Annotated in this window: 17 protein-coding genes; 8 read left to right on the forward strand and 9 right to left on the reverse strand. The window is 73.3% G+C overall.

Translation table 11 applies throughout. From position 1 onward, the window contains the following. The first annotated feature begins 100 nt into the window (after window positions 1–100). On the forward strand, window positions 101–1573 hold the full coding sequence (locus tag ACFY15_RS20840; protein WP_390687386.1) for an aminopeptidase: 1473 nt from the start codon (window positions 101–103) through the stop codon (window positions 1571–1573). Between the two features lie 31 nt (window positions 1574–1604). Here ACFY15_RS20840 and ACFY15_RS20845 read toward each other — a convergent pair whose 3' ends face one another. Next, a complete protein-coding gene (locus ACFY15_RS20845; protein ID WP_390825981.1) occupies window positions 1605–3368 on the reverse strand; it encodes a glycoside hydrolase family 3 protein in 1764 nt (587 codons plus the stop codon). A gap of 55 nt (window positions 3369–3423) precedes the next feature. After that, window positions 3424–4383 (reverse strand): LysR substrate-binding domain-containing protein, encoded by a 960-nt coding sequence (locus ACFY15_RS20850; RefSeq protein ID WP_390687385.1) that lies wholly within the window; start codon window positions 4381–4383, stop codon window positions 3424–3426. Between the two features lie 104 nt (window positions 4384–4487). On the opposite strand from ACFY15_RS20850, the gene ACFY15_RS20855 reads away from it, so the two are divergent. Further along, window positions 4488–5426 carry an EamA family transporter gene (locus tag ACFY15_RS20855; RefSeq protein ID WP_390687384.1) on the forward strand — a complete coding sequence of 313 codons (939 nt, stop codon included), beginning with the start codon at window positions 4488–4490 and terminating at the stop codon, window positions 5424–5426. 78 nt (window positions 5427–5504) lie between these two features. Here the strand turns inward: ACFY15_RS20855 and ACFY15_RS20860 are convergent, their stop codons facing one another. Further along, window positions 5505–5681, reverse strand: coding sequence for a hypothetical protein (locus tag ACFY15_RS20860; protein WP_390687383.1), 177 nt, complete (start codon window positions 5679–5681; stop codon window positions 5505–5507). Between the two features lie 276 nt (window positions 5682–5957). On the opposite strand from ACFY15_RS20860, the gene ACFY15_RS20865 reads away from it, so the two are divergent. Together ACFY15_RS20865 and ACFY15_RS20870 are read left to right on the forward strand one after the other, a co-directional pair. Next, entirely contained in the window at window positions 5958–8204 is a 2247-nt protein-coding gene (locus tag ACFY15_RS20865) for an ATP-dependent RecD-like DNA helicase (RefSeq protein ID WP_390687382.1), read from the forward strand. A 182-nt stretch (window positions 8205–8386) separates the two neighbouring features. Further along, the gene (locus ACFY15_RS20870) at window positions 8387–9676 is read left to right on the forward strand and encodes a citrate synthase (protein WP_344156426.1); all 1290 of its coding nucleotides are present in this window, start codon (window positions 8387–8389) and stop codon (window positions 9674–9676) included. A gap of 357 nt (window positions 9677–10033) precedes the next feature. Here the strand turns inward: ACFY15_RS20870 and ACFY15_RS20875 are convergent, their stop codons facing one another. The 5 genes from ACFY15_RS20875 to ACFY15_RS20895 all read right to left on the reverse strand — a co-directional run bounded on the left by ACFY15_RS20875 (window position 10034) and on the right by ACFY15_RS20895 (window position 15185). Continuing rightward, window positions 10034–12349: a heavy metal translocating P-type ATPase gene (locus ACFY15_RS20875; protein ID WP_390687381.1), complete on the reverse strand. Its 2316-nt coding sequence runs from the start codon at window positions 12347–12349 to the stop codon at window positions 10034–10036. Window positions 12350–12438: 89 nt separating this feature from the next. Next, window positions 12439–12660 (reverse strand): heavy-metal-associated domain-containing protein, encoded by a 222-nt coding sequence (locus tag ACFY15_RS20880; RefSeq protein ID WP_390687380.1) that lies wholly within the window; start codon window positions 12658–12660, stop codon window positions 12439–12441. Window positions 12661–12796: 136 nt separating this feature from the next. Next, window positions 12797–12997 carry an AlpA family transcriptional regulator gene (locus tag ACFY15_RS20885; protein WP_042816568.1) on the reverse strand — a complete coding sequence of 67 codons (201 nt, stop codon included), beginning with the start codon at window positions 12995–12997 and terminating at the stop codon, window positions 12797–12799. A gap of 243 nt (window positions 12998–13240) precedes the next feature. Then, window positions 13241–14251: a Gfo/Idh/MocA family protein gene (locus ACFY15_RS20890; RefSeq protein ID WP_390687379.1), complete on the reverse strand. Its 1011-nt coding sequence runs from the start codon at window positions 14249–14251 to the stop codon at window positions 13241–13243. A gap of 19 nt (window positions 14252–14270) precedes the next feature. Then, a complete protein-coding gene (locus ACFY15_RS20895; RefSeq protein WP_390687378.1) occupies window positions 14271–15185 on the reverse strand; it encodes a sugar phosphate isomerase/epimerase family protein in 915 nt (304 codons plus the stop codon). A 69-nt stretch (window positions 15186–15254) separates the two neighbouring features. Between ACFY15_RS20895 and iolC the strand changes: the two genes are divergently transcribed. The 4 genes from iolC to ACFY15_RS20915 are packed head-to-tail and all read left to right on the forward strand — an operon-like array spanning window position 15255 to window position 20691. Next, window positions 15255–16241, forward strand: a complete 987-nt coding sequence (gene iolC, locus ACFY15_RS20900; RefSeq protein ID WP_390687377.1) for a 5-dehydro-2-deoxygluconokinase — start codon at window positions 15255–15257, stop codon at window positions 16239–16241. A 7-nt stretch (window positions 16242–16248) separates the two neighbouring features. After that, complete coding sequence (iolB, locus tag ACFY15_RS20905; RefSeq protein WP_390687564.1) at window positions 16249–17298, forward strand: 5-deoxy-glucuronate isomerase; 1050 nt, start codon at window positions 16249–16251, stop codon at window positions 17296–17298. Next, a complete protein-coding gene (gene iolD, locus ACFY15_RS20910; protein ID WP_390687376.1) occupies window positions 17295–19181 on the forward strand; it encodes a 3D-(3,5/4)-trihydroxycyclohexane-1,2-dione acylhydrolase (decyclizing) in 1887 nt (628 codons plus the stop codon). Before iolB ends, iolD begins: the two co-directional genes overlap by 4 nt. A 10-nt stretch (window positions 19182–19191) precedes the next feature. Next, complete coding sequence (locus ACFY15_RS20915) at window positions 19192–20691, forward strand: CoA-acylating methylmalonate-semialdehyde dehydrogenase (protein WP_390687375.1); 1500 nt, start codon at window positions 19192–19194, stop codon at window positions 20689–20691. A gap of 111 nt (window positions 20692–20802) precedes the next feature. Here ACFY15_RS20915 and ACFY15_RS20920 read toward each other — a convergent pair whose 3' ends face one another. Then, window positions 20803–21828: a WxL protein peptidoglycan domain-containing protein gene (locus ACFY15_RS20920; protein WP_390825903.1), complete on the reverse strand. Its 1026-nt coding sequence runs from the start codon at window positions 21826–21828 to the stop codon at window positions 20803–20805. Between the last annotated feature and the right edge of the window lie 167 nt (window positions 21829–21995).

A 21995-nucleotide genomic window follows, 5' to 3' on the forward strand; every position in this document is an offset into this window, starting at 1 on the left:
GCAAGCTCCGCTGCTCGACCACCCGCATCACGAGCCTTGTTCAGGCTGTCCTCACCCTGCATCTGGCCAGCTCAGGCTGAAGATGGAAAAGGCTCAGTGCATGCGCAAGACCCTTGGCCGGCTGCTGCCGCTCGCGGTGCTCATCGGCACCTTCGGCTCGGCCGGTCTCACGGCGCAGGCGGCCACCGCCGCCGAGCCGCCCGCCGCCGCGCCGACCACCGCCGGGCAGGGCGCCACCGCGGACATCAAGGACCGGATCCTCGCCATCCCGGGCATGAGCCTGATCGAGGAGAAGCCCTACCCCGGCTACCGGTTCTTCGTGCTGAACTACGAGCAGCCGATCGACCACCGGCAGCCGTCGAAGGGCACCTTCAAGCAGCGCATCACCTTGCTGCACAAGGACGAGTCCCGGCCGACGGTGTTCTACACCTCCGGCTACAACGTCAACACGAACCCGCGCCGCGCCGAGCCGACGACCATAGTCGACGGCAACCAGGTGTCCATGGAGTATCGGTTCTTCAACCCGTCCCGCCCCGACCCGGCGGACTGGTCGAAGCTGGACATCTGGCAGGCCGCCAGCGACCAGCACCGCATCTTCACCGCCCTGAAGAAGATCTACACCAAGAACTGGCTGGCCACCGGAGCCAGCAAGGGCGGGATGACGGCGACGTACTTCGAGCGCTTCTACCCCCGCGACATGGACGGCGTCGTCGCCTACGTCGCGCCCAACGACGTGGTCAACAAGGAGGACTCGGCCTACGACCGGTTCTTCACCAAGGTCGGCACCAAGGAGTGCCGCGACAAGCTGGCGGCCGTCCAGCGCGAGGCCCTGGTCCGCCGCGAGCCGCTGGAGGCCAAGTACAAGGAGGCCGCCGCCGCCAACGGCTGGACCTTCAACACCGTCGGCAGCCTGGACAAGGCCTTCGAGGCCGTCGTCCTCGACTACACCTGGGCCTTCTGGCAGTACAGCCTGCTCTCCGACTGCGGCACCCTGCCGGACGCCAAGGCCGCGACCGACCAGCAGATCTGGGACAGCGTCGACACCATCTCCGGCTTCTCGGCCTACACCGACCAGGGCCTGGAGACCTACACGCCGTACTACTACCAGGCCGGCACCCAGCTCGGCTCGCCCGACATCAAGCAGCCCTGGCTGAAGGGGCTGAGCCGCTACGGCTACCAGCCGCCGCGCGACTTCGTGCCCCGCGACATCCCCATGGCCTTCCAGCCGGGAGCCATGGCGGACGTGGACAACTGGGTGCGCAACAACGCCCACCAGATGTTGTTCGTGTACGGGCAGAACGACCCGTGGGGCGCCGAGCCCTTCCACATCGGGTACGGGGCGACCGACAGCTACGTGATGATCGCACCGGGCGCCAACCACGGGGCCAACGTCTCCAAGCTCCAGGACGGCGAGAAGGCCCTGGCCACCGCGCGGATCCTCCAGTGGGCCGGAGTGGCCCCCGCCGCGAACGTGTTCAGCACGCAGAAGGCCGCACCGCAGGCGGCCCCGCCGGCGAAGCCGGACCCGGAGCTCGACCGGACCGACCTGCGCCGCGATTCCCTGCGGCCGTAGCGGTCCCCGCCGGGCCGCGGGACGGGGTACGTCAGTACGCCAGCCCGTGGCCCAGCGGGTAGCGGCCCGGGACGGGCACCGGCAGCCGGCCGGCCGGCCGCCGCGCCCCCGTCAGCACCCGGGCCGCGGCCCGCATCTCCACGTCCGTCCAGCCGTACGTCGCCACCTCCGCCGCACAGTCGGGCAGCCGCGCGGGGTCGTACGGGTTGCGGACCGCCACCAGCACCACCGGGACGCCCGTCGCGATCAGGTCCGCCACCAGCGTCCGCTGCGGACCGGCCCCCTCCGGGACGTTGTACGTGCACACCAGCACCGCCGCGTGGCCCGGCGCGGCCGCCACGGCCCGCTCCGGGGCCAGCGCCCGCGCCCGGCAGCCCAGGGCGGTCAGCTCCCGCGCCAGGACCGCCGTGGACGGTCCCGTCGTCCCCGTGGGGGAGGCCGGATCGGCGCCGGTCACCAGCAGCCGGGGACGGGCCGAAGCGTCCAGGGGGAGCAGCCCGCGCGGGTTGGCCAGCAGGGTGGTCGTCCCGGCCGCGACCGCGTCGGCCGCCTCCAGGTGCTTCCCGGTGCCCACCGCCGCGTCCACCCGCTCCTCGTCGGCGTACGGGTCGTCGAACAGGCCCCGGCGGGCCTTGACCTCCAGGATCCGCAGCACCGACTCCTCGACCCGCTCCCGCGTCAGCTCGCCCGACCCGACCGCCGCCAGCACGCTGCGGTACGCCAGCCCCAGGTCGGGCGCGTTCAGCAGCTGGTCGCAGCCCGCCTTGAGGGCCAGGACCGGGACCCGCTCGTCCCCGTACTTCTGGCGGACCCCGGCCATGTCGAGGGCGTCGGTCACCACCACCCCCCGGAAGCCCAGGCGTTCGCGCAGGAGGCCGGTCACGATCGGCCGCGAGAGGGTCGCCGGATCCCCCGAGGGATCGAGCGCGGGGAAGACGATGTGCGCCGTCATCACCACGTCCACGCCCGCCCGGACCGCCGCCCGGAACGGCGGCTCGTCCAGTTCCTCCCACTGGGCGCGGCTGTGCCGCATCACCGGCAGCCCGACGTGGCTGTCGGTCTCGGTGTCCCCGTGCCCCGGGAAGTGCTTCGCCGTCGCGGCCACCCCCGCCCCCTGGTAGCCGCGCACCTGGGCGGAGACCAGCTCCGCCACCGCGCGCGGGTCGGAGCCGAAGGAGCGGACGCCGATCACCGGGTTGGCCGGGTTCACGTTCACGTCGGCCACCGGTGCGTAGTCCTGCCGGATGCCCAGCGCGGCCAGCTCCGACCCCGCCACCCGGGCCGCCCGGCGGGCGCCGACGGGGGAGCCGCCCGCGCCGAGCGCCATCGCCCCGGGGAACAGGGTCGCGGGGCGGCCGATCCGGGCGACGGCGCCGTGCTCCTGGTCGACGGAGAGCAGCAGCGGGACCCCGGCCCCGGAGCCGGCCGCGGCCCGCTGGAGGCCGTTGGACAGGGCGGCGATCTGCCGCGGGGAGCGGGTGTTGTGCGCCCAGGCGAAGTAGACGACACCGCCCAGGTGGTAGCGGGCCACCAGTTCGGCGGCGGTCCGCACCCCGAACTGGGCCCGGTTCAGCTCCGCGTCCGCCGGGTCGGGATCGGTCGCCGAGTGCCCGTAGGCCCGGGACACGAACAGCTGTCCCACCAGCTCGGGCAGCCCCATCGAGGCCACCAGGGCGCGCAGCCGCTCCCGGTCCGGACGGCCGCCCGGGGGACCTTCGGGGGAGCGGGGGTCGTCGGGGGTGCGGCGGGAGCCCACGGCGGCCGTGGCGGCGCCGGCGGCCGTGGCGGCGGCCATGGCCGCGGCGGCGAGCAGGGACCGGCGGGAGGCGTGGTACGGCACTCCCGGGACCCTACTCCCGGACCGCGCCCCGCGTCCCCGGGACACCCGCGGCGTCCCCCGGAAGCAGGCCGGACACGGCCGGCCAGTGCTCCCGGAGAGTGCGCACGGTCTCGGTGATCGCCGGCCGGCGGGACGCGCCCGTCCGCCACAGGGCGTACAGCCGGCGTACGGGGACCGGCTCCAGGGGGACGGCCACCGCGCCGGGCGGCAGCGGGCCGGTGCCCAGCCGGGGCACGATCGCGATCCCGAGCCCGGCCGCGACCAGCGCGACGATGGTGTGGTTCTCCTCGGCCATGTGCGCCACGTCCGGTTCGAACCCGGCCGTGCGCAGGGTCCGCATCAGCCAGTCGTGGCACACTCGCCCCGGCGGCTGGCAGACCCACCGCTGACCGCCCAGGTCCGACCGGCGGAGCTGGCGCCGGGCGGTGAAGGGGTGCCCCGCGGGGACGATCAGGTCGCAGCGGTCGTCGCCGATCAGCGCGTGCTCCACGCCCTCGGGAGCGGGCAGCGGGGCGATGTCCCAGTCGTGGGCCACCGCCAGGTCGGTGACGCCCCGGGCCACCAGGTCCACGGAGAGGTGCGGGTCCACCTCCGTGAGGCGTACGTCCAGCGCCGGATGGCGGGCGGCGAGGTCGGCCAGGACCCCCGGCAGCAGTCCGCGCGCCGCCGAGGCGAAGGCTGCCACGGTCAGCAGCCCGCCGGGCAGGCCGCGCCGCTCCTCCAGGGTGGTCTCGGCCCGCTCGACGATGGCCAGCAACTCCCGGGCCGTCTCGGCCAGGTGGCGGGCCTCCTCGGTGAGGGCCACCCCGCGCCCGCGCCGTTCCAGCAGGGTGGTGCGGGTCTCCCGCTCCAGCTTGCCGATCTGCTGCGAGACGGCGGAGGGGGTGTAGCCGAGGGCGGCGGCCGCGGCGGCGACGGAGCCGTGGACGGAGACGGCGTGCAGGGCGCGCAGCCGGGGCAGGTCGAGCATCCGCCCATCGTAGGGGCGCGGGACGGGAACCGTAAGCAGTGCTTCATCCGTACCGGAAGAGATCGGCGCTGGTGCTACATCGTCGGGGCGTCGATGCTCGGAGCATGCGTCCCGTACACACCGCTCTCGCCGTACTCGTCGCCGCCGTCTGGGGGTTCAACTTCGTCGTCATCCAGATCGGGCTCGGCCACTTCCCGCCGCTGCTGCTGTCCGCCCTGCGCTTCCTCGTGGCCGCGCTGCCCGCCGTGTTCTTCGTGGGGCGGCCCAAGGTCGCCTGGAAGTGGATCGTGGGGGTCGGGGCGGCCCTGGGCATCGCCAAGTTCGGGCTGCTGTTCACGGGCATGGCCGCCGGGATGCCGGCCGGGCTGTCCTCGCTGGTGCTCCAGATCCAGGCCGTGTTCACCGCCGTCCTCGCCGCCGCCGTGCTGCGCGAGCGGCCCGGGCGGGTGCGGATGCTGGGCATGGCCGTGGCGCTGGCCGGGATCGCGGTCGCCGCCATGGAGCGGGGCCTGTCCGGCCCGGCGACCGGGTTCACGCTGGTCGTGGCGGCCGCCGCCTGCTGGGGCGTGTCCAACGTGCTCACCCGCAAGGCCGCCCCGCCCGACGCGCTGAACTTCATGGTGTGGGTGTGCACGGTCCCGGTGGTGCCGCTGCTCGTGCTGTCGCTGCTGACGGAGGGGCCCGAACGGGACCTTGCCGCGCTGCGGGCCCTGGACTGGTCCGGGGCGGCCGTCATCGGCTATGTCGCCTGGGTGTCCACGGTGTTCGGCTTCGGCGCCTGGGGCTACCTGCTGCGCCGCTACCCGGCCTCCGCCGTCGCCCCGTTCTCCCTGCTGGTACCGGTGTTCGGGATGTCCTCGGCCGCGCTGGTGCTCGGGGAGTCGGTCTCGGGGCTGCGCTGGCTGGCGGCCGTGCTGCTGGTCGGCGGAGTGGGGCTGACCTCGCTGGCGCCGGCGGGCGGGAAGCGGGGCGCTCCGGCCACCGGCGGCGCCCGCGCGGGGGCGGCCGCCGCCGGTCCCGGCCCGGTCGAGGCGGCCCGCTAGGGGTTGCCGTCGAACTCCCGTCTGCCGCGCGGGCGACGACAGGACTTCGACGACAGCCCCTGGCGGCCGTCCCCGCCGCTACTTCTTGCCGCCGCCGTCGGCCTTCTCCTGGAGGCCGCCGGCCATGGTGCCGACGGTCGTCGAGACCACGTCCTGCGCGCCGGCGCGGTCGGTGCCGAGCAGGCCGGCGATCTCCTGGAGCCGGTCGTCGCCGAGCTCGCGCATCACGTCGTCCTGGAAGGAAGGTTCGCTCATGCCGGGAACGCTGTGTGTGCGCTGGCTTGTCGGCATCTCAGAGCGACCTGCGGACCACCGTCGGTCATGGAAAGGTAAAGCCGTGATTCCGCATGCAACCCTTCGGGCCGCACGCGGGTCGTACGGTGCGTCGGGACTTCCGGGAGGGGATCCGGGGGGATCGGGAAGTCCGACGAGGGAGGGGTAACCGTGAGGGGGTCCGGCCGTGAGGCCGGACCCCCTTTCGTTCGTCCACAGGGTCGGCCCGCTGTCGGCGCGGGACGGTAGCTTCGTGCCATGGCGAACAACGGGGCGGGGCAAACGGCGGTGGTCGAGGGGGTGCTGGAGCGCATCACCTACGCCAACGAGGAGAGCGGCTACACGGTCGCCCGGGTCGACACGGGCCGGGGCGCCGGAGATCTGCTGACCGTCGTCGGCTCGCTGCTGGGCGCCCAGCCCGGCGAGTCCCTGCGCATGGAGGGCCGCTGGGGCTCGCACCCGCAGTACGGCAGGCAGTTCAGCGTCGAGAACTACACGACGGTCCTGCCCGCCACCATCCAGGGCATCCGGCGCTACCTGGGCTCCGGCCTGATCAAGGGCATCGGGCCGAGGATCGCCGACCGGATCGTGGAACACTTCGGCACCGACACCCTCGACGTCATCGAGGCCGAGCCGAAACGGCTGATCGAGGTACCGGGCCTGGGCCCCAAGCGGACGAAGCTGATCGGCGCCGCCTGGGAGGAGCAGAAGGCCATCAAGGAGGTCATGGTCTTCCTCCAGGGCGTCGGGGTCTCCACCTCCATCGCCGTCCGCATCTACAAGAAGTACGGGGACGCCTCCATCTCGGTGGTGCGCAACCAGCCGTACCGGCTCGCCGCCGACGTCTGGGGCATCGGCTTCCTCACCGCCGACCGCATCGCCCAGGCCGTCGGGATCCCGCACGACAGCCCCGAGCGGGTCAAGGCCGGGCTCCAGTACGCCCTGTCCCAGTCCGCCGACCAGGGCCACTGCTTCCTCCCCCAGGAGCGGCTCATCTCCGACGGGGTGAAGCTGCTCCAGGTGGACACCGGGCTGGTCATCGAGTGCCTGGCCGAACTGGCCGCCGATCCGGAAGGGGTCGTACGGGAGTCCGTGCCCGACCCCCAGGGCGGCCCGGACCCCCTCACCGCCGTGTACCTGGTCCCCTTCCACCGGGCCGAGCTGTCGCTGGCGGGCCAGGTCCGCCGGCTGCTGAACACCGAGGAGGACCGGATGCCCGGCTTCCGGGACGTGGACTGGGAGAAGGCCCTGGGCTGGCTCGCGGCCCGGACCGGGGCCGCCCTCGCCCCCGAGCAGCGGGACGCGGTCCGGCTGGCCCTGACCCGCAAGGTCGCCGTCCTCACCGGCGGCCCGGGGTGCGGGAAGTCCTTCACCGTGCGCTCCATCGTGGAGCTGGCCCGGGCCAAGAAGGCCAGGGTGGTCCTCGCCGCCCCCACCGGCCGGGCGGCGAAGCGGCTGTCCGAGCTCACCGGCGCCGAGGCCTCCACCGTGCACCGGCTGCTGGAGCTGAAACCGGGCGGGGACGCCGCCTACGACCGGAACCGGCCGCTGGACGCCGACCTGGTCGTGGTCGACGAGGCCTCGATGCTGGACCTGCTGCTCGCCAACAAACTGGTGAAGGCGGTGGCCCCCGGTGCGCACCTGCTGCTGGTCGGCGACGTGGACCAGCTCCCCTCCGTCGGCGCGGGCGAGGTGCTGCGGGACCTGCTCGCCGAGGGAGGGCCGGTGCCCGCCGTCCGGCTGACCCGGATCTTCCGGCAGGCCCAGCAGTCGGGCGTGGTCACCAACGCCCACCGCATCAACACCGGAGTGCCGCCCCTCACCGACGGCCTGCCGGACTTCTTCCTCTTCCCCGAGGAGGACACGGAGGCGGCGGGAGTGCTCGCGGTGGACGTGGCCGCCCGCCGGATCCCCGCCAGATTCGGGCTCGACCCGCGCCGCGACATCCAGGTACTGGCGCCCATGCACCGGGGACCGGCCGGCGCGGGCAACCTGAACGGCCTGCTCCAGCAGGCCATCACCCCGGCCAGGCCGAACCTGCCGGAGAAGCGGTTCGGCGGCCGGGTCTTCCGCGTGGGTGACAAAGTCACGCAAATCAGGAACAACTATGAGAAGGGCGCCAATGGCGTCTTCAACGGCACCGTCGGCGTGGTGACCGCTATCGACCTGGACGAGCAGCGCTTGACGGTCCGTACGGAGGAGGACGAGGAGGTGGGGTACGAGTTCGCGGAGCTGGACGAGCTGGCGCATGCCTACGCCGTCACCATCCACCGCTCCCAGGGGAGCGAATATCCGGCGGTCGTGATCCCGGTCACGACCGGGGCTTGGATGATGCTCCAGCGGAACCTGCTCTACACCGCTGTGACCAGGGCGAAGAAGCTCGTCGTCCTGGTCGGGTCGCGCAAGGCCCTCGGCCAGGCCGTGCGGACCGTTTCCGCAGGCAGGAGGTTCACGGCGGTGGCGGCCAGGCTCGCCGGAAGGATACCGGTGGGAAACATCACCTAGATGATCGATCATTTGGGTTCCCACAAGCGGCACGCGCAGGGCAGGATGTGCAGGTTGACGGCACTCAGTGCCGCCAAAAAGACCAAAGGCCGACCCCGAGTGCACTCTCCTGCGCCAAATGGGGGAAGGTAGAGGCAGTCAGGGCACCTCGAAGAAGAGGCACTACGTCGGTGAGGGATGACGTGAGCGACAACTCTGTAGTACTCCGGTACGCGGACGGCGAATACACCTACCCGGTGATCGAGAGCACCGTCGGTGACCAGGGCTTCGACATCGCGAAGCTGAGGGCCCAGACCGGGCTCGTCACTCTGGACAGCGGCTACGGCAACACCGCCGCGTACAAGTCCGCGATTACCTACCTCGACGGTGAGCAGGGCATCCTGCGCTACCGCGGCTACCCGATCGAGCAGCTGGCGGAGCGCTCGACCTTCATCGAGGTCGCCTACCTCCTGATCAACGGTGAGCTGCCGACCGTCGACCAGCTCGCGTCCTTCCGCAACGAGATCACCCAGCACACCCTGCTGCACGAGGACGTCAAGCGGTTCTACGACGGCTTCCCGCGCGACGCCCACCCGATGGCCATGCTGTCCTCGGTCGTCAGCGCGCTGTCCACCTTCTACCAGGACAGCCACAACCCGTTCGACGAGAAGCAGCGCAACCTCTCGACGATCCGCCTGCTCGCCAAGCTCCCGACGATCGCGGCCTACGCGTACAAGAAGTCGGTCGGCCACCCCGTGGTCTACCCGCGTAACGACCTCGGCTACGTCGAGAACTTCCTGCGCATGACCTTCTCCGTGCCGGCCCAGGAGTACGAGCTCGACCCGGTCGTGGTCTCCGCGCTCGACAAGCTGCTGATCCTGCACGCGGACCACGAGCAGAACTGCTCGACCTCCACCGTCCGCCTGGTCGGCTCCTCGCAGGCGAACATGTTCGCCTCGATCTCCGCCGGCATCTCGGCCCTGTGGGGCCCGCTGCACGGTGGCGCCAACCAGTCCGTCCTGGAGATGCTCGAGGGCATCAAGAAGGACGGCGGCGACGTCGACGCCTTCATCCGCAAGGTGAAGAACAAGGAGGACGGCGTCCGCCTGATGGGCTTCGGGCACCGCGTCTACAAGAGCTTCGACCCCCGGGCGAAGATCATCAAGGCCGCGGCGCACGACGTCCTCTCGGCGCTCGGCAAGAGCGACGAGCTGCTGGACATCGCGCTCAAGCTGGAGGAGCACGCGCTCGCCGACGAGTACTTCGTCTCGCGCAACCTCTACCCGAACGTGGACTTCTACACCGGTCTGATCTACCGGGCCATGGGCTTCCCGACCGAGATGTTCACCGTGCTGTTCGCGCTCGGCCGCCTGCCCGGCTGGATCGCGCAGTGGCACGAGATGATCAAGGAGCCCGGCTCCCGCATCGGCCGCCCGCGCCAGATCTACACCGGCGAGGTCCTGCGCGACTTCGTCCCGGTCGAGGCCCGCTGAATCTGAGCCCCCAGGGCCCGGACACGCGAAAAGCGCCCCGCCGTCGATCCCCCCACGGGTCGACGGGCGGGGCGCTTTCCTTTCCCCGGCGGCGGATTCCCCCCACGGGACCCGCGCCGGGGCGTCGGTGTGCTGCCGGGACCCGTTCGGGTCGGGAGGGCCGCTCAAGGCTTCCCGAGGGCACGCGTCCCGGCCGGCGAATGCCGCGGACGTCCCCCAAGACCTCCGTGAAACATCCCCCAAGATGTTTCCGGCATCGCCCCATTAGACCCGGGACGACCCCGGATGGTTACGTTGTCATCACTGTGATCTGCGTCTCCAGTGAAGGAGATGTGGAGGCCCCGAGGAGGCCCTCCGTCAGCGGAACGAGCGCAGCCGCAGGCTGTTGGTGACGACGAAGACCGAGGAGAAGGCCATCGCGGCTCCCGCGATCATCGGGTTGAGCAGGCCGGCCGCGGCCAGCGGCAGCGCCGCCAGGTTGTATCCGAAGGCCCAGAACAGGTTGCCCTTGATGGTGGCCAGCGTCCGGCGCGAGAGCCGGATGGCGTCGGCCGCCACCCGAAGGTCGCCCCGTACGAGGGTCAGGTCGCCGGCCTCGATGGCGGCGTCGGCGCCGGTCCCCATCGCCAGGCCCAGGTCGGCCTGGGCCAGGGCGGCCGCGTCGTTGACCCCGTCGCCGACCATCGCGACCGTACGGCCCTCGGCCTGGAGCCGGCGGACCACGTCCACCTTGTCCTGCGGGAGCACCTCGGCGATCACCTCGTCGATGCCCACCTCCCGGGCCACCGTCTCGGCCACCGCCCTGTTGTCGCCGGTCAGCAGGACCGGGGTCAGGCCGAGCGCCCGCAGCCGGGCCACGGCCTCGGCGCTGGTCGGCTTCACGGCGTCGGCCACGGTCAGCACCCCGCGGACCTCGCCGTCCCAGGCGACCAGCACCGCCGTGCTGCCGGCGGCCTCGGCGGCCGCCCCGGCCCCGGCGAGGGCGCCGGACAGGGCGATGCCCCGCTCGGCCAGCAGCCGTTCGCGCCCCACCAGCACGGAGCGGCCCTCGACCACCCCGCGGACGCCCAGCCCGGCGATGTTCTCAAAGGACTGCGGTGCCTCGAAGGACTCCGGGACCGGCAGCCCGCCCGCGGCCTCGGCCGCCTCGGCGGCTCCGGCGGCGATCGCCCGGGCGATCGGGTGCTCGGAGGCGTGCTCCAGGGCGCCCGCGAGCCGCAGCAGCTCCTTCTCGTCCACCCCCTCCGCGGGGTGCACCCCGGACAGGGCCATGCGGCCGGTGGTGACGGTGCCGGTCTTGTCCAGGACCACGGTGTCCACCCGGCGGGTGGACTCCAGCACCTCCGGGCCCTTGATCAGGATGCCGAGCTGCGCGCCGCGCCCGGTGCCGACCATGAGGGCGGTGGGGGTGGCCAGGCCCAGGGCGCAGGGGCAGGCGATGATCAGGACGGCCACGGCGGCGGTGAAGGCGGCGGTGGCGTCGTCGGTGACCAGCAGCCAGGCGACCCAGGTGCCGAGCGCGAGCAGCAGGACGACGGGCACGAAGACGCCGGAGATCCGGTCGGCGAGCCGCTGCACCTCGGCCTTGCCGCTCTGCGCCTCCTCCACCATCCGGGCCATCCGGGCCAGCTGGGTGTCGGCTCCGATCCGGCCGGCCTCCACGACGAGCCGCCCGGAGGCGTTGACGGTGGCGCCGGTGACGGCGTCCCCGACCGCCACCTCGACCGGGACGGACTCGCCGGTCAGCATCGAGGCGTCCACGGCGGCGGAGCCCTCGACGACCGTGCCGTCGGTGGCGATCTTCTCCCCGGGCCGGACGACGAACCGGTCGCCGACGGCGAGGTCGCCCACCGGGATCCGGACCTCCCGCCCGCCCCGCAGCACGGCCACGTCCTTGGCGCCCAGCTCCAGCAGCGCCCGCAGCGCGGCGCCCGCCTTCCGCTTGGAGCGGGCCTCCAGGTAGCGGCCGAGCAGGATGAAGGTGACGACGCCCGCCGAGACCTCCAGGTAGAGGGCGGAGGAGCCGTCCGTGCGGGTGATCGTCAGCTCGAAGCCGTGCCGCATGCCGGTCATGCCCGCGTGCCCGAAGAACAGGGCCCACAGGGACCACGCGTAGGCGGCCAGCGTGCCGACCGAGACCAGGGTGTCCATGGTCGCGGCGCCGTGACGGGCGTTGGTCCAGGCGGCCCGGTGGAAGGGGAGGGCGCCCCACACCACGACGGGGGAGGCCAGGGTCAGGCAGAGCCACTGCCAGTTGTCGAACTGGAGGGCGGGCACCATCGACAGCAGGACGACGGGCAGGGCCAGGGCGGCGGACACCAGCAGCCGCTGCCGCAGGGCGGCGAGCGCGGGGTCGGCGTCGGCGCCGGACGGCGCGTGCGGCCCGGTGCCGGGTGCGGGCTCCGGCTCGGGCGGCGGGGGCTCCTCGGCCGTGTACCCGGTGCGGACCACGGTCTCGATGAGGTCGGTCACCCGGACGCCGTCGCCGTAGGAGACGTGCGCCTTCTCGGTGGCGTAGTTCACCGTGGCGCTGACCCCGTCCATCCGGTTCAGCTTCTTCTCGATGCGAGCCGCGCACGAGGCGCAGGTCATCCCGCCGATGGTCAGCTCGATCTCCGCCGGGCCGCCGCCGGCCGCGGTTATGGGCCCCTCGTGCACTGTGCTGCTGCTCATGTCCCGCTCCGGGGGAAGGGCCGGGCCGCACGGTCCAGGCGGGGGCTGGCGGGTGCGGCCCGGCGGGGTGCTGCGGAAGGAAGGGGGGCTCAGGCCTGGCCGGCGAGCTCGTACCCCGCCTCGTCCACGGCGGCGCGGACGTCGGCCTCGGCGAGCGGGGCGGCGGACACCACGGTGACCTCACCGGTGGCGGCGACGGCCTTGACGGAGGTGACGCCCGGCAGGGCGGTCAGCTCGGCGGTCACGGCGCCCTCGCAGTGCCCACAGGTCATTCCGGTGACCTTGTACACGGTTTCCGTCACGGCGGTCATGTCGTTCTCCTATCAGGGGGTGTCTCTCTCTACCAGAGACTATACCCCTAGGGGGTATTGACTCGGTATCGAGCCGCGCTCCGGCCCCCCTCCAGTGTGTGCCCGTGCGCCCGGCGGTCGTGTGCGGCCGTCGGGATCACTCCTCGCGCCGCCCCCGGTTGCCGGGCCGGCGGGCCACCCATGCCCGGATCGTGTCGGGAAGCCAGTAGGGCTTGCCGCCCTCCACGTGGTCGGGGGCCGGAAGCAGCCCGTGCTTGCGGTAGGAGCGCACGGTGTCCGGCTGCACCCGGATATGGGCGGCGATCTCCTTGTAGGACCACAGCTGCCGGTCGCTCATCCACGACACCTCCTCGTCCACGCCCCGGGGCCGGCCGGGAGGCCGTCGGGGGAGCCGGCGCGCGGACACTGACGATCACTCGCTTTGTGCCCGGAGAAACGACGGCCGGTGGGGGCGGGGGAGGGGCTGTGAACCGCCTGTGACGAAAGACCCGCGTAATCCGGATATGTGTGACACGGGCGCGACACCCGTGACGAACACGGCACAGGAGCCGTCCCGAGGATCCCGGACGCGGGCGGAGGCTCAGCGGTAGAGTTCCGGCCGCTCCACCAGCCGCACCTCGGTCCGCGCACCGCTGCGCGCGGCCGCCAGCCCCGCCTCCGAGACGGCGGCGGCGGCGTACCCGTCCCAGGCGTCCGGGCCGTCCACCCGCCCCCGCGCGGCCGCCGCCACCCACCGCCGCACCTGGCGGTCGTAGGCGTCGGCGAAGCGGACGGTGAAGTCCTGGGTGATCTCCCCGCCCCACCGGCCGCCCGACTGGACCACCATCGCGTGGCCGTCCCCGATCCGGGCGCTGCCGGACTCCCCGACCGCCTCGCACTGCACCTGGTAGCCGAACCCGCAGTTGACGAAGATCTCCACGTCCACGATCACCCCGCCCGAGGTCTCCAGCAGCACCATCCGCGGGTCGCGCAGCCCCTCGGGCGCGGCCGAGGACGGCGTCGGCGAGAGCACCGTCACGGCGGTGACCTCCTGGCCCAGCAGCCAGCGGGCCGCGTCCACCTCGTGCACCACGGAATCGCTGATCAGCATGTCGCTGGTGAAGAAGGACGGCGAGGCGGCGTTGCGGTGACGGCAGTGCAGGAACAGCGGCCGGCCGATCCCGCCCCCGTCCAGCAGCTCCTTGAGCCGTTCGTACTCGGCGTCGAAACGCCGCATGAACCCCACCTGCACCAGCCGCCTGCCCAGCCGCCGCTCCGCCTCCAGCACCCGCAGCGCCCCCTCCGGATCCGGGGTCAGGGGCTTCTCGCAGAGCACCGGCAGCCCCCGCTCCAGGGCGTGCAGAATCGCTTCCTCGTGCGCCGGGCCGGGCGAGGCGATCAGTACGGCGTCCACCCCCGGGGCCGCCACGGCCGCCGCCGGGTCCGTGAACGCGGCCGCGCCCTCCACCCGGTCCGCGACCGCCTTGACCCGCTCCCCGTCCGGATCGGCGACGGCCACCACCCGCGCCCCCCCGACCGTGTCGCCGATCCTCCGCACGTGGTCGGCGCCCATCTTCCCGGTGCCGAGGACGGCGATGCCGAGCGTGTTCATGATGTGTCTTCCTCCGGGTTCAGCGGGCGCCGCAGGAGCGCAGGTAGGCGCGGGTGCGCCGGGCGATGGGCAGCGGACGGTCGGGCGGGCACGGGTACATGTCCTGTTCCACGATCGCGAACAGCTCCACCCCGAGCCGCTGAGCGGCGGCCAGCACGGGCTCCAGCGCGGGCACCCCCGACGGCGGCTCGCACATCACCCCGCGCTCCACGGCCCGCCCGAACGGGATCCCGCCCGCCACCACTTCGGCGAGGATCCGCGGGTCCACCTGCTTGAGGTGCAGGTAGCCGATCCGCTCGCCGAAGGTCTCGATGGCCTCGACGCTGTCCCCGCCGCAGTACGCGTAGTGCCCGGTGTCCAGGCACAGGGAGACCAGATCCGGGTCGGTGGCGTCCAGGAACCGGGCCACGTTCTCCGGGGTGTCGACATGGGTGTCCGCGTGCGGGTGGACCACGATCCGCAGCCCGTACCGCTCCCGGACCTCCCGGCCCAGGCGCTCGGTCTGGGTGGTCAGTTCACGCCATTGGGCGGGGGTGAGGACCGGATCCTCCAGCATGCCGCCGGTCTTGTCGTCCCGCCAGAACGAGGGGATGACCACGAGGTGCTCCGCGCCCGAGTCCCGGGCGAGCCCGGCGATCCGCGACACGTGCGCCCAGGTCTGCTCCCAGACGGCGGGGCCGTGATGGAGTCCGGTGAAGACGGTGCCCGCGGACACCCGCAGGCCCCGCTTCGCGGTCTCCTCGGCGAGCCGGACCGGATCGGTGGGCAGGTAGCCGTACGGGCCGAGCTCGATCCACTCGTACCCGGCGTCCGACACCTCGTCGAGGAACCGGTCCCAGGGGGTCTGCAGCGGATCCTCCGCGAACCAGACACCCCAGGAGTCCGGAGCCGAACCGATGCGGATACGGGTCAACGCGGGCGGGGAGGAGGTCATGACGGCCACCTTAGGGTGCGAGGTCCGAGGGGAAAGGGAGGACGAGTGGGAGTGGGAGGAGTGCCCGACGTGACCACGGGGGACGCTGGGAACGGGGCCGGGGACGGGTCCGCGTACGACCTCATCACGATGGGGCGGATCGGGGTGGATCTCTACCCCCTGAAGACGGGCGTACCGCTCGCGGAGGCCGACACCTTCGGGAAGTTCCTCGGTGGCTCGCCGGCGAACGTCGCCGTCGCCGCCGCCCGGCTCGGGCGGCGCACGGCCGTGATCAGCCGGACCGGCGCGGACCCCTTCGGGGCGTATCTGCGCGGTGCGCTGCGGGGGTTCGGGGTCGACGACCGGTGGGTGGGGGAGGTGGCGCGCTACCCGACACCCCTCACCTTCTGCGAGGTCTTCCCGCCGGACCGCTTTCCGCTCTACTTCTACCGGCTCCCGAAGGCCCCCGACCTGGAGATCGAGCCCGGCGAGATCGACCGGGAGGCGGTGCGGGCCGCGCGGGTGTTCTGGATGACCGGTACGGGTCTCAGCGCCGAGCCGAGCCGAGCCGCGACCCTGGCCGCGCTGGAGGCCCGCTCGAAATCCGGCACGACCGTCTTCGACCTGGACTGGAGGCCGATGCTGTGGGACGGCGACGCGCCAGGGCCCTGGTACGGGCGGGCGCTCGCGCTGGCGACGGTGGCCGTCGGCAACGCCGAGGAGTGCGTGGTCGCCACCGGCGAGAGCGAGCCGTACGCGGCCGCGCGGGCGCTGCTCGCCGCCGGGGTGGAGCTGGCGGTGGTCAAACGGGGGCCGGAGGGGGTGCTCGCCGTCCACCGGGACGGGACGGCGGTGGAGGTCCCGCCGGTGCCGGTGACGGTGGTCAACGGGCTGGGAGCCGGGGACGCGTTCGGTGGGGCCCTGTGCCACGGGCTGCTGGCGGGCTGGGAGCTGGAGCGGGTCCTGCGGTACGCGAACGCGGCGGGGGCGATCGTCGCCTCGCGGCTGGCCTGTTCCACGGCGATGCCGTTCCCGCACGAGGTGGAGGAGGTGCTGGGCCGTGCCGGTGCTGTCTGAGACGGGGATGGAGTGGACGAGGCTGCGGGTCCTCGACCTCGCGCCCGGGGAGACGTACGCGCACGACTGCGGGGACGCGGAGTGGATCGTGCTCCCGCTGTCGGGCAGCTGCGAGGTCCGCTGCGCGGAGCGGTCCCCTACCCGCCCTTCCCCCGTTCCCCGGGGCTCCGCCCCGGACCCCGCGCCTCAAACGCCGGCGGGGCTGGAAAATCCAGCCCGCGCGGCGTTTGAGCGCACCGGGTGCGCAGCGCCCGGTCTTCCCGCCCCGCCCGCGTTTGAGGCGCGGGGGTCTGGGGGCGGAGCCCCAAGGGGGCCGGGGGCGGAGCCCCCGGTTTCGGGAAGGGGCGGGGTGGGGGAAGGCCCCGCAGGGGTCTTTCGGCTGCGCGGGCGGGACTCGGTGTTCGACGGGCCGACCGACTTCGTCTACCTCCCGAGGGACGCGTCCGCCCGGCTGGCCTCCGCCCGAGGCGGCCGGTTCGCGCTCGTCGGGGCGCGGTGCGAGCGGCGGCTGCCGCCCCGGTACGGGCCCGCCGCGGAGGTGCCCGTCGAGCTGCGCGGCGCCGGGCAGTGCTCGCGCCAGGTGCACAACTTCGCCGCCGCCGACGCCTTCCCCTGCGACCGGCTCATCGCCGTCGAGGTGCTGACCCCCGGCGGCAACTGGTCCTCGTACCCGCCCCACAAGCACGACGAGCACCACCCGGGCGAGGAGTCCCGCCTGGAGGAGGTCTACTTCTACGAGATCGCCCCGCACGGCGACACCCCCGGCGTCGGCTACCAGCGCGTGACGCCCTCGCCCACCGGGAAGACGGACGTGCTCGCCGAGGTCCGCTCGGGTGACGTCGTCCTCATCCCCGACGGCTGGCACGGCCCGTCCATCGCGGCGCCCGGCCACGACATGTACTACCTGAACGTGATGGCCGGCCCGGACGCGACGCGGGAGTGGCTGATCCGCGACCATCCCGACCACGCGTGGATTCGCGGGGCGTGGGCCGGGCAGGAAGTCGATCCCAGGCTCCCGTTGAACCGGCCCGCCCCCCGACCCGAGGAGACCCCTTGACCGCGCCGCGCAGCGTCCGGCTGACCACCGCCCAGGCGCTCGTCCGGTTCCTGAGCCGCCAGTACACCGAGCGCGACGGCCGCACACAGCGGCTGATCGCCGCCACCTGGGGGATCTTCGGGCACGGCAACGTCGCCGGCATCGGGCAGGCCCTACTGGAGTGCGGGCCCGCTGCCATGCCCTTCCTCCAGGGACGCAACGAACAGGCCATGGTGCACGCCGCCGTCGGGTACGCACGCCAGCGCGGCCGGCTCTCGGCGCACGCCGTGACCACCTCCATCGGGCCCGGCGCGACCAACCTCGTCACCGGGGCCGCCCTCGCCACCGTCAACCGGATCCCCGTCCTCCTGCTGCCCGGGGACACCTTCGCGACCCGGCCCGCCGACCCGGTGCTTCAGCAGCTGGAGGTCCCCTACGCCGGGGACGTCTCCGTCAACGACACCCTGCGGCCCGTCTCCCGCTGGTTCGACCGGATCAGCCGGCCCGAGGCCCTGGTCCCGGCGGCCCTCCAGGCGATGCGGGTGCTCACCGACCCGGTGCAGACCGGCGCCGTCACCCTCGCGCTGCCGCAGGACGTGCAGGCCGAGGCGTACGACTGGCCCGAGGAGTTCTTCGCGGAGCGGGTGTGGGCGGTGCGCCGCCCCCGGCCCGGCACCGCCGAGCTGCGGGCCGCCGCCGAGGCCGTACGGGAGGCCCGCCGGCCCCTGATGATCGTCGGCGGCGGCATCCGGCACAGCGGGGCCGAGGAGGCGCTGCGGGCCTTCGCCGAGGCCACCGGCATCCCCGTCGCCGCCACCCAGGCGGGCAAGGGCGCCCTGCGCCACGACCACCCGGCCGAGGTGGGCGCCGTCGGCCACACCGGCACCGCCACCGCCGACGACCTGGCCCGCGCCGCCGACCTGGTCATCGCGGCCGGCACCCGGCTGACCGACTTCACCACCGCCTCCTCCACCCTCTTCCAGGACCCCTGCGTCCGCTTCCTCGGCCTCAACCTCGACCCGTACGACGCCCACAAGCAGGCCGCCCTGCCGCTGGTCGCGGACGCCCGCGAGGGCCTGGACGCCCTGCGCGCCGAGCTGGCGGGCCATCGGGTGGACCCCGCGTACGAGCGGACGTACCGCAAGGCCAAGGGCTACTGGGAGGCCCTGGTGGACCAGGCCTTCCACGCCCCCGACGAGGACGCCGTCCCCACCCAGGCGCAGGTGCTCGGCGCCCTGGACGCCGTCGTCGACGACACCGACGTGATCGTCAACGCGGCCGGCTCGCTCCCGGGCGACCTGCACCGGCTGTGGCGGGCCCGTTCGCCGTACCAGTACCACGTCGAGTACGGGTACTCCTGCATGGGCTACGAGATCCCGGGCGCCCTCGGAGCGGCCCTGGCGGCCCCGGACCGGCCGGTGTGGGCGCTCGTCGGCGACGGCTCGTACCTGATGAACCCGACCGAGATCGTCACCGCCGTCCAGGAGGGCGTCCCGCTCAGGGTGGTGATCCTCGACAACCACGGCTACGCCTCCATCGGCGGCCTCTCGGGCGCGGTCGGCGGCGAGGGCTTCGGCACGGCGTACCGCTTCCGGGGCCCCGGCGGCGCGTACACGGGCGACCCCCTTCCGGTGGACCTGGCGGCCAACGCCGCCTCCCTCGGGATGGCCGTGATCCGTACCCGCACCATCGGTGACCTGCGAAAAGCCCTGGCCGAGGCGCGCGGGGCCGACCGTCCCACATGTGTCTACGCACAGACCCGAACACCCGACACTGTGTCGGGCCCACCCCCGGCACAGGCGTGGTGGGATGTTCCCGTGGCCGAGACCGCGACCCGTGCGTCGGCGGCCCAGGCCCGCGAAGAGTACGACCGGCAAGCCGCGCAGCGACGTCGCCATCTGTGAAGGAGCAAGCATGAAGACCGTCAACCACTGGATCGGTGGCAAGACCGTCGAGGGCGCGTCGGGCAACTACGGCCCGGTCACCGACCCGGCCACCGGCGAGGTCACCACGCAGGTCGCCCTGGCCTCCGCCGAGGAGGTCGACGCGGCGGTGCGGATCGCCAAGGAGGCCTTCCTGTCCTGGGGCCAGTCCTCGCTGGCCGCCCGCACCAAGGTGCTGTTCGCCTACCGCGCCCTGCTGGACGCCAACCGCGACGCCATCGCCGAACTGATCGTCGCCGAGCACGGCAAGGTGCACTCCGACGCGCTGGGCGAGGTCGCCCGCGGCCTGGAGATCGTCGAGCTGGCCTGCGGGATCACCACCCAGCTCAAGGGTGAGCTGTCCACGTCCGTGTCCAACCGCGTGGACGTGGCCTCCATCCGCCAGCCGCTGGGCGTGGTCGCGGGCATCACCCCGTTCAACTTCCCGGCCATGGTGCCGATGTGGATGTTCCCGCTGGCCGTCGCCTGCGGCAACACCTTCGTCCTCAAGCCGAGCGAGAAGGACCCCTCGGCCGCCAACAAGCTGGCCGAGCTGGCCACCGAGGCCGGCCTCCCGGCGGGCGTGCTGAACGTCGTCCACGGCGACAAGGTCGCCGTCGACGCCCTCCTCTCCCACCCGGACGTGGCCGCCGTCTCCTTCGTCGGCTCCACCCCGATCGCCCGCCACATCCACACCACCGCCTCCGCCAACGGCAAGCGGGTCCAGGCCCTGGGCGGCGCCAAGAACCACATGCTGGTCCTGCCGGACGCCGACCTCGACGCCGCCGCCGACGCGGCCGTCTCCGCCGCCTACGGCTCGGCCGGCGAGCGCTGCATGGCCATCTCGGCCGTCGTCGCGGTCGGCGCCATCGGCGACGCCCTCGTCGAGAAGATCCGCGAGCGCGCCGAGAAGATCAAGATCGGCCCCGGCAACGACCCGGCGTCGGAGATGGGCCCGCTGATCACCGCCGCGCACCGCGACAAGGTCGCCTCGTACGTCAAGGGCGCCGCCGACCAGGGCGCGGAGGTCGTCCTCGACGGCACCGGCTACACGGTCGACGGCCACGAGAACGGCCACTGGATCGGCCTGTCCCTCCTCGACCACGTCAAGACCGACTCCGACGCCTACCGCGACGAGATCTTCGGCCCGGTGCTGTGCGTGCTGCGCGCCGAGACCTACGAGGAGGGCGTGGCCCTCATCAACGCCTCGCCGTTCGGCAACGGCACCGCGATCTTCACCCGCGACGGCGGCGCGGCCCGCCGCTTCCAGCTGGAGATCGAGGCGGGCATGGTCGGCGTCAACGTGCCGATCCCGGTGCCGGTGGGCTACCACTCCTTCGGTGGCTGGAAGGACTCGCTCTTCGGCGACCACCACATCTACGGCAACGACGGCATCCACTTCTACACGCGCGGCAAGGTCGTCACCACCCGCTGGCACGACCCGTCCGAGGACCACGCGGGCGTCGACCTCGGCTTCCCCCGCAACCACTGACGCCTTCCGCCGCACCCCCTCGGCGCGCCCTCGGCACACCCCCGGGCACGCCCCCGAACAGCAGGCACCCCCGGCCAACCCTCACCGGCCGGGGGTTCCTGCCGTGCGCGGTCAGCGTGCCCCCGCCAGGTCCGGTACGGGTTCCGCTGCCTGCGGGGCCGCGCGGCGGCGCCTGCGCAGCACGAGGAGGGCGACGCCCGCTCCGGACAGCAGGAGGAGCGTGCCCGCCGCCGGCCAGGGGACGGCCAGGAACTCCGTACCGGCCCGCGAGTCCAGGCCGGGGTAGGCGGCGGCGCTCGCCCTGACCTCCACCCCGACCCGGTCCAACTGGGGGGAGTCCGGCCACGGTTCGGTCAGCGTGATCCGCTGGCCGGGCAGCAGCGCCGGCTTCGGGCCGCGGGCGGGCCGGTCCAACACTCGGCGCCCGAACAGGCCGCGCGCCGAGACCGCCACCTTCGGCTCGACCACCACGTTGCCCCGGTTGACCAGGGTGTAGGTGACGGTGGCGCGGGCGTCCTTCGTCCAGGGCAGCAGCGGGGCGCCGCGGGCGACCCGTACGTCCTCCACGCTCAGCGCCGGGGTCAGCGGACCCGGCACCCTCAGGTACAGCCGGGCGCCCACCTGGCGCTTCACCCCGACCTGCACCCTGCCCTCCCGCTGGATTCCCTCGACCTGCGTGTTCAGCGCGACGATCCCGCCCACGTGGTCGCCCGGGGCCGCGTCCTGGGGGACCTTGACGGTGAAGGGGATGTCCTTGCGGCCCTTGGGCGGGACGGTGACGGTGCCCGCCGCCTCCGGCCCCAGCGCGATCCAGGCGCCGACGTCCCGCGGCTTCGTCTCGGCGGGCAGGAGGGCGAACGCGCCGCCCGAGGGGGTGTTCACCGCGTCCGTGGCGAAGACCCGGAAGGTCAGCTCCCGGTCCGAGGAGTTCAGGAGCGTCACGCTGTCGCCGATGGCGGCCCCGGCGGCGCCCTGGTGGAAGAAGTACGCCCGGTCGGTCATCGCCGCACCGGCCGGCGGTGTCGGGAAGACGCCCCAGGTGCCGTTGTCCGCGGCCGCGGCGGGGCCGACGGGAAGCAGCAGCAGCCCGCACAGGCCGAGGAGGAGGGTGCGGAGGACGGTCGTGCGCATTCGCATGGGCGGTCTTCTCCAGGGTCGCGGCGGGAGAGCGGGGAGGGTGGTGGGGGGGGGGGGGGGGGCCCCCCCCCCCCCGCGCGCGCGGGGGGGGCCGACGGGAATGTGGGGTGACGCCACAACGTGGGGGTGGGGGGGGCCCGCCACGCGGCCCGGGTGGAGCGGCGCCC

The organism is Streptomyces sp. NPDC001373 (assembly GCF_042895815.1).
Classification (GTDB): Bacteria; Actinomycetota; Actinomycetes; order Streptomycetales; family Streptomycetaceae; genus Streptomyces.

Coding starts and splice junctions, on each gene's coding strand:
- ACFY15_RS20920 (WP_390825903.1), bottom strand. CDS start 21,828: ATGCGAATGCGCACGACCGTCCTCCGCACCCTCCTCCTCGGCCTGTGC.
- ACFY15_RS20895 (WP_390687378.1), bottom strand. CDS start 15,185: ATGACCTCCTCCCCGCCCGCGTTGACCCGTATCCGCATCGGTTCGGCT.
- ACFY15_RS20865 (WP_390687382.1), top strand. CDS start 5,958: ATGGCGAACAACGGGGCGGGGCAAACGGCGGTGGTCGAGGGGGTGCTG.
- ACFY15_RS20855 (WP_390687384.1), top strand. CDS start 4,488: ATGCGTCCCGTACACACCGCTCTCGCCGTACTCGTCGCCGCCGTCTGG.
- ACFY15_RS20845 (WP_390825981.1), bottom strand. CDS start 3,368: ATGGCCGCCGCCACGGCCGCCGGCGCCGCCACGGCCGCCGTGGGCTCC.
- ACFY15_RS20840 (WP_390687386.1), top strand. CDS start 101: ATGCGCAAGACCCTTGGCCGGCTGCTGCCGCTCGCGGTGCTCATCGGC.
- ACFY15_RS20890 (WP_390687379.1), bottom strand. CDS start 14,251: ATGAACACGCTCGGCATCGCCGTCCTCGGCACCGGGAAGATGGGCGCC.
- ACFY15_RS20885 (WP_042816568.1), bottom strand. CDS start 12,997: ATGAGCGACCGGCAGCTGTGGTCCTACAAGGAGATCGCCGCCCATATC.
- iolB (WP_390687564.1), top strand. CDS start 16,249: ATGGAGTGGACGAGGCTGCGGGTCCTCGACCTCGCGCCCGGGGAGACG.
- ACFY15_RS20880 (WP_390687380.1), bottom strand. CDS start 12,660: ATGACCGCCGTGACGGAAACCGTGTACAAGGTCACCGGAATGACCTGT.
- ACFY15_RS20915 (WP_390687375.1), top strand. CDS start 19,192: ATGAAGACCGTCAACCACTGGATCGGTGGCAAGACCGTCGAGGGCGCG.
- ACFY15_RS20850 (WP_390687385.1), bottom strand. CDS start 4,383: ATGCTCGACCTGCCCCGGCTGCGCGCCCTGCACGCCGTCTCCGTCCAC.
- ACFY15_RS20875 (WP_390687381.1), bottom strand. CDS start 12,349: ATGAGCAGCAGCACAGTGCACGAGGGGCCCATAACCGCGGCCGGCGGC.
- ACFY15_RS20860 (WP_390687383.1), bottom strand. CDS start 5,681: ATGAGCGAACCTTCCTTCCAGGACGACGTGATGCGCGAGCTCGGCGAC.